The organism is Methylotuvimicrobium buryatense (genome assembly GCF_005931095.1).
GTDB lineage: Bacteria > Pseudomonadota > Gammaproteobacteria > Methylococcales > Methylomonadaceae > Methylotuvimicrobium > Methylotuvimicrobium buryatense.
The window spans coordinates 3701165-3718781 of sequence record NZ_CP035467.1; the positions used below are offsets into that span (position 1 = coordinate 3701165).

At 45.7% G+C, this 17617-nt stretch carries 15 protein-coding genes and 1 pseudogene; 7 read left to right on the forward strand and 9 right to left on the reverse strand.

The window, feature by feature from the left end:
* The first annotated feature begins 21 nt into the window (after nucleotides 1-21).
* The 7 genes from EQU24_RS16490 (at nucleotide 22) to EQU24_RS16520 (ending at nucleotide 8479) form a co-directional block, all read left to right on the forward strand.
* Nucleotides 22-2739, forward strand: a complete 2718-nt coding sequence (locus EQU24_RS16490; protein WP_017842526.1) for a phospholipase D-like domain-containing anti-phage protein — start codon at nucleotides 22-24, stop codon at nucleotides 2737-2739.
* Nucleotides 2740-2833: 94 nt separating this feature from the next.
* Nucleotides 2834-3751 carry a restriction endonuclease gene (locus EQU24_RS16495; protein WP_026130370.1) on the forward strand — a complete coding sequence of 306 codons (918 nt, stop codon included), beginning with the start codon at nucleotides 2834-2836 and terminating at the stop codon, nucleotides 3749-3751.
* A gap of 264 nt (nucleotides 3752-4015) precedes the next feature.
* Nucleotides 4016-4798: an ABC-three component system protein gene (locus EQU24_RS16500; RefSeq protein ID WP_017842524.1), complete on the forward strand. Its 783-nt coding sequence runs from the start codon at nucleotides 4016-4018 to the stop codon at nucleotides 4796-4798.
* 34 nt (nucleotides 4799-4832) lie between these two features.
* Nucleotides 4833-5003 carry an ABC-three component system middle component 7 gene (locus EQU24_RS23475; protein ID WP_425272093.1) on the forward strand — a complete coding sequence of 57 codons (171 nt, stop codon included), beginning with the start codon at nucleotides 4833-4835 and terminating at the stop codon, nucleotides 5001-5003.
* Nucleotides 4996-6615, forward strand: coding sequence for a DUF2326 domain-containing protein (locus EQU24_RS16510; protein ID WP_017842522.1), 1620 nt, complete (start codon nucleotides 4996-4998; stop codon nucleotides 6613-6615). The genes EQU24_RS23475 and EQU24_RS16510 overlap by 8 nt, the downstream gene beginning before the upstream one ends.
* 87 nt (nucleotides 6616-6702) lie before the next feature.
* A complete protein-coding gene (locus tag EQU24_RS16515; RefSeq protein WP_175421699.1) occupies nucleotides 6703-7803 on the forward strand; it encodes a PIN domain-containing protein in 1101 nt (366 codons plus the stop codon).
* Between the two features lie 487 nt (nucleotides 7804-8290).
* Nucleotides 8291-8479: a hypothetical protein gene (locus EQU24_RS16520; RefSeq protein WP_017842520.1), complete on the forward strand. Its 189-nt coding sequence runs from the start codon at nucleotides 8291-8293 to the stop codon at nucleotides 8477-8479.
* A gap of 5 nt (nucleotides 8480-8484) precedes the next feature.
* Here EQU24_RS16520 and EQU24_RS16525 read toward each other — a convergent pair.
* The 9 genes and pseudogenes from EQU24_RS16525 to EQU24_RS16565 all read right to left on the reverse strand — a co-directional run.
* Nucleotides 8485-8751: pseudogene (locus EQU24_RS16525) on the reverse strand (IS66 family transposase); the annotation flags it as partial.
* A gap of 17 nt (nucleotides 8752-8768) precedes the next feature.
* Entirely contained in the window at nucleotides 8769-9206 is a 438-nt protein-coding gene (locus EQU24_RS16530) for a hypothetical protein (protein WP_017842518.1), read from the reverse strand.
* 284 nt (nucleotides 9207-9490) lie between these two features.
* The gene (radC, locus tag EQU24_RS16535) at nucleotides 9491-9964 is read right to left on the reverse strand and encodes a RadC family protein (protein ID WP_017842517.1); all 474 of its coding nucleotides are present in this window, start codon (nucleotides 9962-9964) and stop codon (nucleotides 9491-9493) included.
* Between the two features lie 224 nt (nucleotides 9965-10188).
* The gene (locus EQU24_RS16540; protein WP_017842516.1) at nucleotides 10189-11103 is read right to left on the reverse strand and encodes a recombination directionality factor; all 915 of its coding nucleotides are present in this window, start codon (nucleotides 11101-11103) and stop codon (nucleotides 10189-10191) included.
* 147 nt (nucleotides 11104-11250) lie between these two features.
* A complete protein-coding gene (locus EQU24_RS16545; protein ID WP_017842515.1) occupies nucleotides 11251-12267 on the reverse strand; it encodes a YqaJ viral recombinase family nuclease in 1017 nt (338 codons plus the stop codon).
* 212 nt (nucleotides 12268-12479) lie between these two features.
* Nucleotides 12480-13448, reverse strand: coding sequence for a DUF932 domain-containing protein (locus tag EQU24_RS16550; RefSeq protein WP_017842514.1), 969 nt, complete (start codon nucleotides 13446-13448; stop codon nucleotides 12480-12482).
* A gap of 16 nt (nucleotides 13449-13464) precedes the next feature.
* Nucleotides 13465-13824 (reverse strand): hypothetical protein, encoded by a 360-nt coding sequence (locus tag EQU24_RS16555; protein ID WP_017842513.1) that lies wholly within the window; start codon nucleotides 13822-13824, stop codon nucleotides 13465-13467.
* Between the two features lie 709 nt (nucleotides 13825-14533).
* A complete protein-coding gene (gene tnpC / locus EQU24_RS16560; RefSeq protein ID WP_040575330.1) occupies nucleotides 14534-16114 on the reverse strand; it encodes an IS66 family transposase in 1581 nt (526 codons plus the stop codon).
* Nucleotides 16115-16183: 69 nt separating this feature from the next.
* Nucleotides 16184-17335: a hypothetical protein gene (locus tag EQU24_RS16565; protein ID WP_017842511.1), complete on the reverse strand. Its 1152-nt coding sequence runs from the start codon at nucleotides 17333-17335 to the stop codon at nucleotides 16184-16186.
* Nucleotides 17336-17617 lie beyond the last annotated feature (282 nt).

The following is a 17617-nucleotide window of genomic DNA, read 5'->3' on the forward strand; positions in this document are numbered from 1 at the left end:
TAACAGAGCAAGGACGTTGACATGACTTTGAGCCGATTTTCATCAAGAACCCACGCGCTGGATAGCGAGTTTCTAGCCAAAGCCCTGACAGGCGCCAGCAAATATTTCCGCATTGCGGGATATTTTCGTAGTTCTATCTTTGAGTTGATTGGCGAAGAAATTGCCGAGATACCTGAAGTCAAAATCATCTGTAATTCCGAATTGAATTGGGTCGATTTTAAGGTGGCAACCCATCGAGACATTGCCATCAAGGAGCGTTGGAACGATGTGGATGTGGCCTCCGAAGCCTTGTTAAACAAAGATCGCTATCAAATCCTGGATGCGTTGCTCAGAAAGGGCAATGTCGAAATTCGGGTCGTGCCCAAAGAGCGCTTATTTCTGCATGGCAAAGCGGGATCGATTCATTACCCGGATGGTACGCGCAAAGCCTTTATCGGTTCGGTCAATGATTCTAAAAGCGCGTTTGCCAAAAATTATGAATTGGTTTGGCAAGATGAAGATAGCGATAGCGCCGATTGGGTAGAAGAAGAATTTTGGGCGTTATGGCAAGAAGGCATTCCACTTCCCGAAGTGGTCATCGCGGAAGTTCATCGGGTCGCGCACCGGCAAGAAGTAACTATCGATGCGCTAAAACCCGCTGATATACCCGCAGCGGCACTGGCGGAAGCGCCCATTTATCGGGCTGGTGAACAATTACAGCCGTGGCAGCGTTCTTTTGTCACCTTGTTTTTACAACATCGGGAAATCTACGGCAAAGCCCGATTGTTGTTGGCCGATGAGGTCGGTGTCGGCAAGACGCTTTCCATGGCCGCCAGCGCATTAGTTAGTGCGTTAATGGATGATGGACCGGTGCTGATTTTGTCACCGTCAACCCTGACGATGCAATGGCAAATAGAAATGCAAGATAAGTTGGGGATTCCAAGCGCCGTTTGGTCATCGCAAAAAAAGGTTTGGCTTGGCAATGAAGGCCAAATGTTGTCTCCGCCCGGAGAAGCCTCATCAATCAAAAAATGCCCTAATAAAATCGGCATACTCTCGACGGGTTTGATCATGCATCAGTGTGACAATGGTGAGTTCGTCAAGGAAGCCGGTTTGCTGTTGAAAAACCGCTATGGCTGCGTGATTTTGGATGAGGCGCATAAAGCTAGAGTCAAAGGTGGTTTGGGCGAGAACGCGAACCAACCGAATAATCTGCTGCGTTTTATGCGCGAAATGGGGCATCGAACCCGGCATCTGATCTTGGGCACCGCAACACCGATACAGACCCATGTGGACGAACTGTGGGAATTACTGAAAATTCTGAATAGTGGTGCTGAATTCGTTTTAGGCGATTCCTTGTCATTGTGGCACAACACCGAAATGGCGACTGCTTTGGTGACTGGAAAAAGTCGGCCAATTGATGAAAGAGAGGCTTGGGCGTTATTGCGCAACCCTTTGCCGCCGTCAGGTGAAAACCCTACCGTTCAGAACATCCGGGATAATTTAGGGATGGCGAATGATGATTTTCATTGTTCACATAACTTTGACAACCTGGATTATTTTGTACAGAGCATGTGGTTGTCGGAATGTCTGGATGCTTCATTTTTCAATGCCTGCAATCCGGTATTAAGGCACACCGTTTTAAGAAAACGAAAACAGCTTGAAGATATGGGGTTGATGGAAAAAGTGAGTGTTAGTGCTCATCCATTACCCGGCAAAAGCAGTTTATATCAATCCCGGTTTATTGAGCTGGGCATCCCGACCAATCATCCGTTCCAAGTCGCCTACGAGAGTGCGGAAAAGTTCAGCAAGCTGTTAAATGCGCGAACCAAAGCAGGTGGGTTCATGAAATCGTTGATGCTGCAACGTATTTGTTCAAGTTTTGAGTCCGGTAAGAAGACGGCACAAAGAATGTTGCAACATACGGTTGCCAACGAAGACGAGGATAACGCTGAAACCGTTGAGACCTTGCTATCCAACATGTCACCCAATGAAGTGGACTGCTTACGGGAAATCGAAAGCCAATTGTCCAGGCCCGAAGCGGTGGATTCCAAGTTGCAAACGGTCAAATGGTTTTTAACCGAGTTTAGAACCGATGGTAAAACGTGGCTTGAGCATGGATGTATCATCTTTAGTCAGTATTACGACACGGCTGAATGGATGGCCAGGGAATTGGCGAAATCGTTAAACAATGAAATTGTGGCAGTCTATGCTGGACAAGGGAAAAGCGGATTAATCTTAAATAACCAATTTAACGCGGTTGAACGGGAAACCATCAAGACAGCCGTGAGAAACCGGGAAATTAGATTAGTCGTCGCAACGGATGCAGCCTGTGAGGGATTAAATCTGCAAGCACTCGGTACGTTAATCAATGTCGATTTACCTTGGAATCCGTCGAAGCTAGAACAACGGCTTGGCCGAATCAAGCGCTTTGGACAAGCCAGAAAAGGCGTTGATATGCTGAATTTGGTTTATAGCGAAACCCAGGATGAAAAGGTCTATAAAGTGCTGTCCGAGCGACTGAAAGATACTTACGATATTTTTGGCAGCTTACCCGATACGATTGAAGATGATTGGATAGCCAGCGAGGAAGAATTAAAAAAGCGTATGGAGCAATACATCCATGAGCGGGATGACGCCAAAAATGCGTTTGAATTAAAGTACAGCGCGACCGTTGATCCCAATGCCAATCTTTGGGAGCGTTGCGAGAAAGTTTTATCACGTAGGGATATTGTTAGTTTGCTGAGCAAGGGTTGGTAACCGTTTTAGACTTCAAAACAGTTAAATGAATTTTAATAAAACCAAATCCCCACAAAGCAACCGGAAGGACCTATGACTATACAGGCGGTTTGACATGGCTATCCCTGATTACCAATCCCTTATGCTCCCAGTTCTTAAAATTTCCGCCAACGGCGAAATCCGGATCGGGCAGGCTGTTGATGAATTGGCCAATAAACTGGATCTAACCCAAGACGAACGAACTGAGCTTTTGCCGTCAGGAAAACAGACGCTTTTCAGCAATCGTGTCCATTGGGCCAAGACCTATTTGAACAAAGCTGGACTTGTTGAAATTACCCGTCGCGGCCATTTCAAGATCACGCCGCGCGGCCGCGAGGCATTACAATCAAACCCGCCACAGATTGATAATCAATTCTTGTCCCAATATGAGGAATTCAATCAATTCAGGGAAAAAACCAATTCAACGGAAACCGGTAATTCAGGCGAGAGTGTCAGTTTTGACGACCAAAAACAAACCCCCGATGAGATTATGCGGGAAGCATACCGCAAGATCGAAGCTTCACTTGCTCAAGACTTATTGGACCGAATTCGTAAAGCCCCGCCGGATTTCTTCGAACGACTGATCGTTACTCTGTTGTTAAGTATGGGCTATGGTGGCACCGAGGCCGAAGCCGGAAAAGCGCTTGGCCAGAGCGGTGATAATGGTGTAGATGGCGTCATCGACCAAGATGCACTCGGTCTCGACCGTGTTTATATTCAAGCCAAGCGCTATGCCGAAGGCAACTCGGTTGGAGCAGGTGCAATTCGAGATTTCTTCGGCAGTCTGGACCGGCATAAGGCTACAAAGGGACTTTTTGTGACGACCTCGACGTTTTCACTGTCCGCCAAGGAAACAGCGGAATTCCTGAGCAAAAGAATTGTGCTAATCGACAACCTTCAACTTGCAAAACTGATGATCCGGTATAACGTCGGTTGCAGGATTGAAGATACGATTCACATCCGGAAAGTGGACGAAGAATTTTTCGACGTTTGATCTATTTTTAAACTTCACTTCACTTGCTGGCAAGATTGATGAAGCTTGAGCGTCTTAAACCGTCCCAAGAGAGACAGTCGTTTGAGCTTTAGAATGACCGCCAAGGGATAATAAGCTAAACCTGCGTTTGTAGAAGTAGGCTGGGTTAAATGATAACGAAACCCAGCTAGAAATCATTAAAGCGGGGTATCGCTGCCACTCCACCCAGCCTACGGCCCTAAAATATGGCAGCAGTGAGTTTAAATAAAGTCAAAGGTCTTTAATATGGCAGCAAAAAAGAGAGATGGATACAGTGACAACGAGCATAGCATTCTTTACGGGGAAACTGGCGGATGCTGTCCTCTCTGCACACTGCCAATTCTTTTTAAAAAACAGGGTTCAACAAAACCAAATAAGGGCTATGAAGTTGCCCACATCTATCCATTGAATCCTACGCCGTCTCAAGCTACTGCTCTTATCGGGTATCCGACTCCTATTGATATAAATGCTCTTGAGAACGTTATTGCATTATGTCCAACATGCCATACCAAATATGACAAAGATTTCAAGCTTGATGAGCTTATAAAACTTAGGAAAATTAAGGATGGATATTTGAGTGAAGCGAGGGCAAAGCAAACGGCATCGCAGCATACAATTCAAGAGGAAGTCTACGAAATATTAGATGCAATTGCCTCGTTTGATTTTGATGAAACGTCACTTAGCTCAACTAATTTCGATGTTTCAACAGTCGACAAAAAACTAAGGACAGGTATGAGCCCACTGCAAAAAAGTGAAATCAAGATGTATGCAATTAGTTTCTATGTGCGAATACGGGATCATATCCGTATCCTAGAACAGCAAGACCAAGCATCAGTAAGAATTCTTCAGAATCAAATCAACTCATACTATCTTGCTATGAATAAGCAAAATCCAGAAAACAAAGATTTTGTATTCAATTATGTTGCTCAATGGATCAGCTCAAAATCCAACAAACCCATTTTGGCCGCAAAGGTATTGACTTCTTTTTTTGTCCAGAATTGTGAGGTTTTTGATGCTGGTACCGAGTAAATTTACAAGGCTTGAAGAATCTACTATTTTCAAGATGAAGTGCATTCTGGCAGATAAAAATGAAGTCGAAACAGTTCTTGATGTATATATTAGAACCAAGGATTCTTTCTACGATGTTTCCGAATTTATTCATGCTCTTGATGTTTTGTATGTTCTGGGTTTACTGAATATAAATAATAAGACTGGCTTAGTTGAGTATGCTTAAAGAAATTCACTGCCCTTTTTTTAATCATTCCAGCATTACCTTTCACCAAGGACTCAACATCATATTAGGTGATGATGATGCAAAGAATTCAATTGGAAAGTCTACGGCTTTGATGGTTATAGACTTCATATACGGAGGAAGTAGCTTCCTTAAAGATGAAGCTGGAGCTATTAATGCACTTGGTCATCACCACTATAATTTTTCCTTCGAGTTTTCAGGAAAATCGTATTACTTCTCGCGCTCGACCGATCCCTCAGATTTGGTTTACGTCTGTAACGAAAGCTATGTCAGGCATGATGAAGTATCTGTTGAGGATTATTGCAGAACACTTAAAGAACTTTATGGATTAGCAAAACTTGAAAGTTCTTTTCGCTCTATTGTTAGCCCTTTCGCTCGAATATGGAAGAAAGGATGTTTGGAACCTGACCAACCATTCATATCCGCCCTTAAAGAGCCTTCTGGAACTGCAATTAGCCGATTGATTGATCTCTTTGAGCGTAGAGGGGAAATTGCAGCTGAGAAGAAGGTAATTGATAAGTATAGAGAGCGTAAGAAGTTAATATCTGGCTCAATGACTGAGAATATTATCCCAAATATAAATAAAACCAAGTACAAAGCCAACAAAAATATTATTGCAGAAAACGCTGTACAAATTGAGCAACTCAAACAGGGTTTTAGTGGAACACTTAATGCTTATGAGGCTCTGTTTGATAAAAACTTACAAAGTTTGAATCAGCGAAAGAACGAGCTTATAAAGTTTAGAAGCGAGCTTCAGAGCAAAGTAAAAAGATTGCAAAGGGAACTTTCCGGTATAACGCCACGAGTTGCAGAAAACATTAAACTTGTAACTGAGTTCTTTCCCTCCGTAAACGTAGATAGACTAGAGCAAGTAGAGGCCTTTCATCAGAATATTGGGCGTATCGTTAAGAAGGAACTCAAGGACGAACTTGCAACAGCTCAATTGAAAGAATCTACTCTTACGAACGAGATTATGTCCTTAGAGCAACAAATCCAAACAGCATTAAAATCAAAAGGAATGCCCGATGACTTGTTTAAGCGAGTATTTGAATTGAAGGAGATCACCGATAAGGCAAGTGAAGAAAATAAATTTTTTGAGAAAAAGGCACAGATTGAGGAAGCTATAAAAATTTCAGGTAGTCGACTGGATGATATTTTTTCTCAAATATTTCTTGATATTGAAGGGAGACTTAATTTGAAGCTAAAGGGATTTAACAAGGTTGTTTACGGCCCGACTAGAAACAGCTCAGAGTTAAGAATTAAAAGCTCAAGTTCTTATAGCTTCACTTCCCCAGGTGATACAGGAACAGGAAAGTCCTATGCTGGATTGATTGGCTTTGATAGGGCTATGCTATCTTTAACCCGCTTACCTTTCGTTATTCATGACTCGGTGGTCTACAAGAACATTGAAATAGCCGCTATACAAAAAATACTCAGAATTATGGCCTCCACAAAGTCAAAGCAAATTTTCTTATCTTTTGATGAGGCAAAGAAATTTGGCCTTCAAACAGAAGGGTTAATCAAGAAATTTACGGTCTTGAAGCTGAGTCACAACGATCTTCTTTACAATAGAGACTGGCGTGATAAGAATTAGCGCGCGTGCTGTTTGGTCGGTGTTTACAAATGAGGCCCAGCCAAGGGTAAGGTTAAGCACTTTGGAGATATTGTTTTGATTCATGTAGTGTTGGATACCAATATATACAGAAGTAATCCGAGCAGGAATAATCTAAATTTCCAAGCTATTGAAAAATTAGCAAACGCTGGGTGGCTCAAACTGCATATACCATATGTGGTTGAGCGCGAGTTCCAAACTCAACAACGCGAAATCTACTCAAAAGACTTAGAAAAAGCGCAATCCGGTCTATCTTGTCTATCAAGAAAACAGTTGTCGCCAGAAGTGCTAGAGATAATAAATTTATTAAAAGCTCAACTTGAAGCTGAATCGGAAAATATTCTATTAGACGCCGAGAAACAGCTTGCGGACTGGGCTGAAAGCATAGATGCAAACCGATATCCTTTATGCTTAGATCAGGCCCATACTGCTCTTGAAGCATATTTTCATGGTTTCCCTCCATTCAAGGCACCCAAAATTCGTGACGACATACCAGACAGCTTTGTCGTACAAGCCATTAACAAATTATGTCTTGAAAATGGTGACATACATTTAGTTGCTGGTGACAAGAAAGTAAGAGACGCCTTCTCTGAAAGAAAATCTGTTACCGTATATAAAGATTTATCGGATTTCATTGAATCAGAAATAATTCAAAATGAACTTAAAGACATTGATTTACTTGGCAATATAGAAGAAATTAAACTCGCTCTCCAAGCCTATGAAGATGAATGCAGTGATATTTCCACAAGAATATCCAGTGATGTGGGCGAAGCAATAGTAGGCAGGAAGATTAGTGACCCTTCTATACCAGATGATAATAATGAAGCAACCATTTATGGGTACGATAGTGCAGATGAGATAGAGTTTGATTTTACTGAGTTGGCATATTATGGAAATGGTCAGTTTGGATTTCCATTTAGTTTGAAAACAATGGTCAGTGCTATTTATTACATATATAAGGCTGATTACTATTGTATGGATGATGGGCCTTCGGTAACGGATCATAATGATCACTACTTTGAAGCGGAGGATGAGTTTGAAGTTATTGTAACCGGAGCGGTATCAATCACTATTGATCGGGACAAAATAAATATGGATGAATTTTCTGAATGTATTGATCAAGAATCAATAGCTATTGATGAAGTTCAGAGCATTGACCTAAGTAAATAGCCTCGATGGAATCGAAGATTCGAAGGCCGATACCCTCGATTTCGCCAACGCTGCATCAAGGCTATGGAAAGCCTACCTTAGTCGTGCAATCATAAACGCTATCAGGCCCCTGATGACTGTCAGGTATTGGGCGAGCAAAATGATATTATTATTGAGTAACTAGACCATATTACTGCCACAGAACACTCATTGGCCACTGACTGAAAACTGGCTCATTGTCGTCAATGATTTGGTTTGCTTCAAAAATCCAGATAATACTGAAGCCGCTTTTGAAAATCACAGCGTTGCCGGAACATTGCGCTGACAAAGCTGTGCCTCGAACTTCTTTTAGGTATCAGTATAGAAAAGGCACAGAAGATTGCTGAAATCGCAATGCATGGCTAACAAATCGCTAGTTCGGACGTAAACTACGCTGCCCTTCGTTTGCGCCGCGCAGCTCTAACGATATTTTTTTATGACATTCATCCCAATACCAGTAGGAAATTTTATGAAACACGAACCAGTTGCTCTTCCTAACCTGGGTAGAATGATGGTGTTCGTTGATGGCGAAAATTTAGTCTTACGTTTTCAAGCTATGGTAGCGGAAGGACGGATGCCTATAGACGATATTGCGTATGAAAAAGATATCTACGTTTGGTCTAATGGTAGTGTTTGGCCGGGCCTAAATCAGGTGTAACGTAACTATTCAGACCCCCAGGCCACTGGAGGCAATTTTGGAATCGGCCGCCCGGTCCGCTGATGATCAATGATTACAGCCAAATAAAGCCAAGGGGATTGTTGTCTTTTACGGCAGGTTTCGATCACGCTGATTAAAATGGCGAATACCCGCGAGCCTTGCTCGGTGCGAGTGCCATACACCCAATGCCGCAATAACCGCTCGGCTGCGTTGTTAATTAACGGCACATGACAGAACGAGGTAACCCGAAAGATGACATCCCAATCGTTGAGCCTTTTAAACGGCCGGCTTACGGTGCAACAGGCCGAACCGTGTACCATTCGTTTCCGGTCGGCGCGTCGTGGTGAAAGTTTTGGATGCGAAGTCGGCCATCTTCCAAAAAAATTTTGAACGTGCATTCGGTGTTTGGTAAGAGCTCGTGCAATAATTCGCGGCCGTTTTCTGCCTTGAAATACTTACCTCCATTTTGCCTTCGCCAGCCGAAGTTTTCGACCTCGGCATGCCAATGACCATCGGGATTGGTCGATGTCATGGTTTCCGTCAGACAATCGGTCAAGGCCTCCCATTCGAATGTGAATAGGTCGCTGTCCGCACAAGCTTCGGTAAAGCCTTCGTCTTGATCGCTTGCTTCACCGCTTTCGACCAGGAACTGGGCTTGCTGTAACGCGATATCGCAGGTATCCCAAACTAAAATAGGAACATTGCTGGTTTGATCATGGTTTTTCATACGGTTTCTCTGATTCAAAACCGGAGAAACAACGATCCCGCCGGGGATCCATTTCCCCGGTCGGGTTGACAATAGGATCTTGATGAGATGTGTTTGCTTGCATCAAGATCGGTTGCATAAAGTATCTTCCGGCCTTCACCGAAGCCGGATTTTGACAACGTTTATAATAAGCCCCCCGTGTTGATTCGCGGCGGAATCATATACATTAAAAGAGGAAAATACTTATTAGAGTATTTTCCCCGATGGGTTGAAAATAAAACGCCAAAGTCAGTGATCGTGATCCATCACAATAAACCATTCTCTGCGAAGGAATAGACGGTTTCGCCGATAATGAAGTGATCAAGGACTCGAATATCGACCAAAGCCAACGCGGCTTTGAGTTTGTCGGTTATTGCCTTATCCGCCTGACTGGGTTCGCCGATGCCGGACGGGTGATTGTGCGCCAAGATCAGCGCCGCCGCGTTATATTTCAGTGCGGCTTTGACGACTTCGCGCGGATACACGCTGGCGCTGTCGATCGTGCCTCTGAATAACTCATCGCAGGCGATGACTTTGTGTTGATTATCCAAAAACACGCACGCAAAAACTTCGTATTCGAACGGCGCCAGTTTCAATTTGATACAGTCCCTCGCTTTTTCCGGACTGGTCAAGGGCTCGCCTTTGCTGAAACATCGGTTGTATATCTGGATGGCCTCGAAGATCACATCTTCTTCATTTGCCACTCGGTAACGATTATTGGTTCCTCGAATGAATAACATGGGCTTTCTCCCGTGATAATGAAAACCGGAGCAATGCCCTCCCCTTACGGGAAAGGATTTCCCCGGAAGGATTGTTAAAAAATAACGGAAACGTCTACAGCGTTTCCCTCCAGTGTCGTCCGCCGTCACAGCAACGGTCCATCGCCTCGAAAAGGTTGATACTGGCTAGGCCAATGCGACTAAGAAGCGGTTTGTTTTAGCGCGTTGCATTTCCCTTTCGTCACTCATGCCGGCTTAGCATCAGCCGGCGCTTGCCACGACAATTGCCGCGCTTTCGCGTCCAGTTTTGTAGCTAGAGAGGTCGGTGGCGTTGGCTGAGCATCGCTGGCTTCTTTCTGCTGTTCCGGAAAAAATTCCTCCACGACCGCCGAGCCATCATCCTCATTGTCTTCAAACGCACCATTACCGAACCCTAATCGCGCGACCTGATCCAGCGCCGTTTGATCGAATCCTGCCGATTGGCGTTGTTCTTCGATCCGCTTAGCGTCGTTAATGGCCTCTTCAATGCTTTGATCGCCGCGTAAGGTGATATCCACATAAAAGATTGCCGAGCCATGGCTTTGTCGGGTGGTTTTGCCACGCAGTTTCAATTCCAATGGCATGCACGACAGCCGATTGCCGGAAATGGCTTTGAAGTATTGCAAGCGTGCGGTCAAGGTACGGATACTGTTGAAACCGGTAGTACGAAAGATGAAGCTGCCTAAGGGATCGTCATCGCCAATCAGCACATTCAGACGACCGTAAGGCTTACAAGCCCCCGCTTGAGCCAAGCCGCAACCTTCCGGGGCCGGGCACGGCAGACTGGCAATACCCGCATCCGTTTTGCGCCGGCAGGTTTCACCGTTACCGACGCACATTGGACGACCGGTTTTTCGATCGAACAAACTGTATTCGGCCCGAAAGTTTAAATCCGGCTCGTTGAACAGCAACCGAATCGGTATACTGCGGATTTTGCCTCCTTGCTCGGTACGCAAAGTGTTGTCGAAGGGATGTAATATCCAACCGTCTCGGCACTGTAATTGACTGGTTATCGTGAATTGATCTTCTTTCATCGGTAAGCGCTTGCCGTCCTTTTCGACGATCTTACCGATGGAAATTCGCCCAAGGACGGGCGGGGTTATCGCTAAACCTTTTAACATAATGATCTCCTGTGGGTTTTTGACTCTACATTGCATGCATAGCGCCTTGAGTGGGGAGGTATCCCCGCTCAAGGCTTTTGTGTTGTATGTTGATTTGGTTATTGGAAATACATAACGGGGGCACAACTTGACCGTTTGTCGCTCTCGTTAATCCGCTGTCCGAACAATGAAACGCCGGCTGCCGGTTTTGGTGGTGGCATACTGTTGTAATAGCGCAGGCTGATCTTGTAGCAACCGTTTGTGATCCAACACTTGACTATCTTTTGCTTTCTTCCAACTGACCGTGCCGGATTCAAAGTGAGCCAAACTGGCGGCACCCATAGCTTGCTGTAGGGCTTGCTTAAAGCGGGCTTCTTGTTTTTCGAGAGTTTCCAGGCTTTGCCGCACCTGCACCAAATCGGCAAAAGTAGCGGATAAGCTGACGTCCTCGCGAAAATCTATGCTCCGGCCGCTATCGTGCGGATACAAACACCGCAAAGCCAGCTCCGCAGAGTCCGAACCGTCCGCCGGCGGCGGCGTGTCGGTTTCTACGTAACGCCAGAATGCTTTTTCTAACTCGATTAACCGACCGATCAAGACGGCATCGCGTTCGATACGATGAATCTCTAATTGTTGACCACCGATCAATACCGCTACGTCCGCTGTGTGTTTGCCGGTCACGGCCAATTGATGCTGTACCTGCAGTTGTACGTATTCCGGCACACCGTCCCGCCATAATTTGGCACCTTGGACTCCGGCGGTTTTACACTCCAGAATCTGTACATCATCCGTACCGACCACTTCCCGGTCGATATTAGCCAACATCCAGCTCAATTCGGGATGAGGATGTTGTAATACCGCATTGACTCGGCGGACTTTATGCCCGGTGCGACGACTGTAATGTGCTGCGACAATCGGCTCCAGTAAATGCCCCCAATAGGTCGGGCTAGTTTCGTCGTTGGGATCGATCTTGGGCAGATTACCGTCCCGACCGGTTTTGTTGAGCCACAATTCCAGAGATGACTGATAAGGATTTAAACCCACCGCAGCAGCGGCATCGGAACTACCGATGCCGCGTTTACGGATATCCAACCAATCAGCGTGAGGTAAATTCCGGGTATTGATTAAACGTAAGGCCGATGGTGCTTTACGCGTGGGTTTAGGTTTAACAAGCGAGAGTGTCATAAGACCTCCTTCTGAAGGGTCATCAGATTGTATTGATATCGCGGGAGCATATATAACCGAACTGCCCTGACTCGTAGCCACACACAAAAACGCCCGACCGGAGAACCGATCAGGCGTTTTGTGAGTGGGTGACAAGTAGGGTGTCGGCTTAATGATGCCGTATTAAGTGACAGAGGATTGCGTGACGCAAACCCAGTAGGGAAACAACCTGGCTAAGCCGCCAATTGCACAGCGGCATCCAGCGCTTTTTTCTTGAGGTTGGCACCTTGACCGAACCAGGCCGAATCCATCCGGTGGTCGGTACTGCGCGCCCGCTTTTCATGATCGACATACTCGGTCACGGCATTGAGCAAGCCCCAAGCCGTGCCTTTCGCCGATTCCAAATCGGCGCCATGACCTTGGCCTTCGTACAAGCTTTGCACCTTTTTTAGCGCTCGCTCGTTATTCAAAACGACTGGTTCGCCATTGGCGGCGGGGACGTCGCACAATACCCGAAGGAAGTAGTTGGTCGCTTCGTGTGATTTCACTTTGCGTTCTGACAAAGTACGCATCTGATACATAAAAGTATCCCATTGCGAAACCGCTATACCCAATTGCTGCTTGACCGCTTGGGCATCGAACTTGGTGCTGTGCGGCACTTTGATCGCTTGGCTGGCACCGTTGACCGCAATACTCAGCGTGTTGTTGCAGACGACTCGGATCGTGGTCGGCGTAGCGGTCGTGGCCAACGTCCCATCACAGGAGGTGGCGAGCAGTAAATAGCCATAGACCAGATCGCTGCCTTTCAACGCCGTCGCCTGTCCGGTTTTAGCCAACGCCCAAAACTTTTTGCCGCCTTTCAAGACTCCTGCGGTTTCCAGCTGATAACCTGCGACTTCGGTTAGATCCCGGTAAAACTCCAATACCTCCTGCGGTTGCACCACTTGGTAACGCTTGGACACCACCGACAAAGCTTTTTTGTTATCTGAGCGGTACAATACTTTTTGCTCTTCAAATCGATGAAGCCCGCCCATATATTCGGGGATATCGGTCATAAATTGCACCGGCGTTTCTTTGATTTGCCAATCCATGCCGGCTTGTTTCGCCCAAACCTCTAAGGGTTGTTTAGGCGCTAACAGATTACCTAAGCCGTGCCAGGGTTGCGCCCCGACATAGGCCATTTGTTCAACTAAATGTGCCATCGTAATACCTCCGAATTTAGTCTAATGGTTGATCGGTGTGAATATCGCCGAACTGCAGTCCGCAGTCCTGACACACGTAGTTGTGTAACACTTTCTGATCGATGACTTGACCTAGCTTTGCACCGGTCAGGCCGGCGGTTGCCCCCCATATCAAAGCGCCCATTAATGCGCCACCGGCGGTACCAATAGCCGAACCGACCGGTCCACCAACCAAGCCGACAGCACTCCCAATCTCTGCGCCCACTATTGTTGCAGATCTTGAGGCCGCCCACCCGCTCATGGCGCCACCGACAGTACCCACTAATCCACCAATGCGCTTGGCACGGTCTAACGTAATCACCTGCTCGGATCGGCAGATAGGACATTGCATACTCATCACGAATACTCCTAAACAAAAATGCCGGAGAGCAATCCAAGTTAACGGCACTCAACAGCGCACCAAGAAAACCAAGACTACAATCCGGCAGAAAAAGACAAACGCTCGACACGATGCGCCGAGCGTTAAAGAATTATTGCAGAGCAAGCTTTCTTATTTGCTGTTTAGACAAGGTGCCTAGTGCAGATAAGTAAACTCATGATAAGTATATGTGATTGAAATTTTTTAAGAACGGGATAATGAAATAGAAAACATTTATTTTATTAACGTTTTACCAATGATGTAACTATTCAGTCCCCCAGCAATTATAGTTCCCACACTCTGCGTGGGAACTATAGGAGGATGTGAATAATTACGACCGAACGGCAGATTCCAAAATTTCCTCCAGTGGTTCTGGAGGTCTGAATAGTTACAATGATAGTTATCGATATATTCTCTATTTTAACTTTTTTCCTGATTAGCAAGTTTCTTCAGCTAAAGCCCAAAAAAAACCAGCATATCCCTAGCAGGACGGGGTTTTCAACCCCGTCCTAAACGTTTTGATTTTGGCCGAAGTCAGCCGAAATGTTTAGGGCAAACCGAAACGTTGGGGACGGGTTAAATAACCCGTCCCGCAGAAGTGGCTACGACTGGCCACTGCTCGGACAATTGGCTTCAGCAAGCTGAAGCATCTTGCTAATCGTAATCGTTTAGCCCCCCCCTGTTCCTATCACGCCAAAACCGGCATAGGCAAACGAGGGACGGGTTGGTTTTTACGGCGTTCGGCCAGTGTTTGAGCAATAAACTCCCAAGGATTCAGGTCTCTCAAACGCGCGGTATCAATCACGCTCGCCAGCAAGGCAACCACGCGACTGCCTTGTGCCGTCCGCGAACCGAAGGTGATTTTGCGCAGCAATACCCAGTGCCGCAAACTGCGTTCCGCCACGTTGTTGGTCAATGGATGCGCCGGCGTTTCGACCACGCGCACGATGGCCTCCCAATCGTTGAGAAATTCGCCGGCTAATTGTCGGCTGTCAACATGCGCGATGTCTCGGTGCGTCTCGCAGAGCGAGCGCAGCAAGGTCAGCAACTGTTGATTCTGCGCCCATAAGGATTCGGCATCCGGCGGCGATTCGCGGAGTCGGTGGATGTTGCGCATCAACAGGATCATGGCCAATAACAAGGCTTCGCCGAAAGCTTGTCCTTCGCTATCCAGGCACTGATACAGTGCTCGGGCCTTGCGCACCAAGTGCGCCCAACAGCGCAAGCGCCTAGGAAAGATGCGATAGACGCTGTAGCCGTCGGTCATCAGTAAGCCGCAAAACGCTTCCCCTAAGAGCTGGTTCACGACGAGACGATGGCGTTTGCCCACTTGATAAATCACCGTCTGTGCGCTGACAAAGACCCAGAGCCAAAATAACTGCCCGGCTTCTTTCCAGGGTGTTTCATCGATATGTAAGAGGCCGGCGGCCTTGAGTTCCGCGATCAACTGCTCGTCGACGACCGGCGCAACGGCACGTCCCGCTTCATGAATGCATTGATTGATGGTGCTGGTGCTGAGGTAGATTCCCAGCCAATCGCGCAAATAGGCTTGGATTCTGCTGCGCGATGCCCGTAGGGACAATGAGAGATAAACCAAAAAGCTAACCAACCGAGGGCCGCACAGATGCCATTCGCTCAGGGCTACGCTCCAGCCATCTTCGTCGGCGCCTCGCCCGGGCTCGGCGCGGGTTTGATGACCGCAGGGACAGGTCGCCGAGAAGTAGTCATGTCGGCTATGTTCGATTTGTAATTTCGGCGATTCGGCGTTGCCGATTTCAAGCTCCAGTTCGAACCGGGCGTTCCAGGGTCGGTAGTCGGTGTTGTCGGCAAACGATTGCCTACACGCGGCGCAGCAATCCGGGCGATGCTCAATTGTCCGTGTCACCGGTAAGGTCAGGTTGCGGCTATAGCCTGGGCTACCGACTTGGCGCCCGGCTTTTTTAGGCTTTCCGCTATCACCGGTCGCCGCCGGAGGTGTTGCCGAGTCCTGGCTAGGTAAGTCATCTGACGAAGACTCAGACGAATCCAGTGCCGACAAGTCGTCCGTTGCCGGCGCTTCTTCCGACGGTTCGGCGCTGGATTGATTCGATTGCCAAGGCTCCCGGGATGACGGCGGACGCGAACTCGTATCCGGGGATTGTTTGAGTCGTTCTCGGGCTTCTTTGAGATCCGCCAACAGTTGCTTACTCAATGGACGCAACTCACCCTCCGGCAAATCATCCAGATAGTCCGTGTCCATTTGGCTAAGGTCTCGGTCGCTCAACGTCATGTCCTATAGCTTTTCATGTTTTAACGGGAGATGCTACTTTTTTAGTGATGGGGGGCTAAACGATTACTGCTAATCAGGACTTTTTTTACTGTGTTGCTTAAGTTTTATAACTTCATTTATATTGTTTATTTTTTTTGAAACATAATAGTAATCTTTTTCAATAACAGAGGCATCGCAATCTATGAATTCTGCAATATCATGTGAAAGCTTTTCCGCAACATTAGTAATGGAGGTTTTCTTTATACCATTTTTGTTCTTCTTCACTTCATCGTAGCACATCAACCCAACGAGATTCTTTGTTATGGAATTATAACGGTCTAATATAGGGCAGTATTGGCTAGATAACTTTAATTTTGAGCCTATGGTCGGAACTGGATCGTTGAGCTCAAAACCAGGATAATCCCCTGATTGCAACTTGTCAAAAAACCACATTGCTTGCCTACCACGAAGATGGTCAACAAATTCATCCAATACTTCATCTAAGTTTTGAAAATCCTTATCAACTCTAACACTCAACACAATAGAGTTTGTTACTTCCTCCCCATCAATCTTAATTTCATTGTAATCAGAGTTATAGATACAATAATTTTCATTTCTAAAAAAAATAACATTCGGCGACAAAAAAGGGACCTGTGAAAAACAATGAATAGTTTTATAAGTGCCGTCTTCTTCTAATTTCTTTTCTATTCTGGCAGTTCCAATTTTTCCTATCAATTTATTTGTATCTCTATAATTTCCATCGATATGCTTACACCACCAATTAAATACAGCCTTTATATTTTGCTGACTTGTTAAATCTGAAAAGCGATATGCCAGGTCTTTTTGACTTGGTTTCACATGTTCTTTTAACTCGTTAAATGGTGTAAACAAAAGATTAGTATCTTGCTCTGAAAACTGCAAGCTACCATAACCTAAATAAATGCACAGACTATCTAAGCTAATGTATGAAAACTGGAGTGCATTTAGTGTCCAGTCAACTAAATCATGTAATTCCAAATCTATAGGATATATGCATCCCGGATCGTCAGGAAAATATAAATTAGTTTGAGATAATTTATTAACCGTATCTAATTTAATAAATTTCTTTCTAATAAGTTTTTTTAGGGTTTGAATTCTACGTAAATCTTTGCTGCAATTTTGCCTCAAATATCGAAGATAAAATTCAAAGGTAAAAAATTGCTCAAACGAATCTAAAACCAATTTTTCCTTATCTAAAACCAATTTTTCGTACCTATAAGCGACATCAGGATCGGGGTTTTCTTAATTGTCAATGACTGGTTCTCCAAATGTTAGCGATCCTTCTAAAATTGTTACAGTTCTGGCCAAATAATACCACGCTACACAACCATGCATGACGATGACATACGGATTCCCACCTCGCATTTTAAGACCTACCGAAGCTCAGTATTATTGCGGCATGGGGAGAACCGTGTTCGAAAGAGAGATTAGACCCTATTTGCCTGAAATTCAAATGGGAAATCAAGGTGTCGGATTTGATTTAAT

Excerpts from the sequence above, each read along its gene's own strand:
- EQU24_RS16490 (WP_017842526.1), top strand. The coding sequence starts at position 22 with ATGACTTTGAGCCGATTTTCATCAAGAACCCACGCGCTGGATAGCGAG.
- EQU24_RS16495 (WP_026130370.1), top strand. The coding sequence starts at position 2,834 with ATGGCTATCCCTGATTACCAATCCCTTATGCTCCCAGTTCTTAAAATT.
- EQU24_RS16500 (WP_017842524.1), top strand. The coding sequence starts at position 4,016 with ATGGCAGCAAAAAAGAGAGATGGATACAGTGACAACGAGCATAGCATT.
- EQU24_RS23475 (WP_425272093.1), top strand. The coding sequence starts at position 4,833 with ATGAAGTGCATTCTGGCAGATAAAAATGAAGTCGAAACAGTTCTTGAT.
- EQU24_RS16510 (WP_017842522.1), top strand. The coding sequence starts at position 4,996 with ATGCTTAAAGAAATTCACTGCCCTTTTTTTAATCATTCCAGCATTACC.
- EQU24_RS16520 (WP_017842520.1), top strand. The coding sequence starts at position 8,291 with ATGAAACACGAACCAGTTGCTCTTCCTAACCTGGGTAGAATGATGGTG.
- EQU24_RS16530 (WP_017842518.1), bottom strand. The coding sequence starts at position 9,206 with ATGAAAAACCATGATCAAACCAGCAATGTTCCTATTTTAGTTTGGGAT.
- radC (WP_017842517.1), bottom strand. The coding sequence starts at position 9,964 with ATGTTATTCATTCGAGGAACCAATAATCGTTACCGAGTGGCAAATGAA.
- EQU24_RS16540 (WP_017842516.1), bottom strand. The coding sequence starts at position 11,103 with ATGTTAAAAGGTTTAGCGATAACCCCGCCCGTCCTTGGGCGAATTTCC.
- EQU24_RS16545 (WP_017842515.1), bottom strand. The coding sequence starts at position 12,267 with ATGACACTCTCGCTTGTTAAACCTAAACCCACGCGTAAAGCACCATCG.
- EQU24_RS16550 (WP_017842514.1), bottom strand. The coding sequence starts at position 13,448 with ATGGCACATTTAGTTGAACAAATGGCCTATGTCGGGGCGCAACCCTGG.
- EQU24_RS16555 (WP_017842513.1), bottom strand. The coding sequence starts at position 13,824 with ATGAGTATGCAATGTCCTATCTGCCGATCCGAGCAGGTGATTACGTTA.
- tnpC (WP_040575330.1), bottom strand. The coding sequence starts at position 16,114 with ATGACGTTGAGCGACCGAGACCTTAGCCAAATGGACACGGACTATCTG.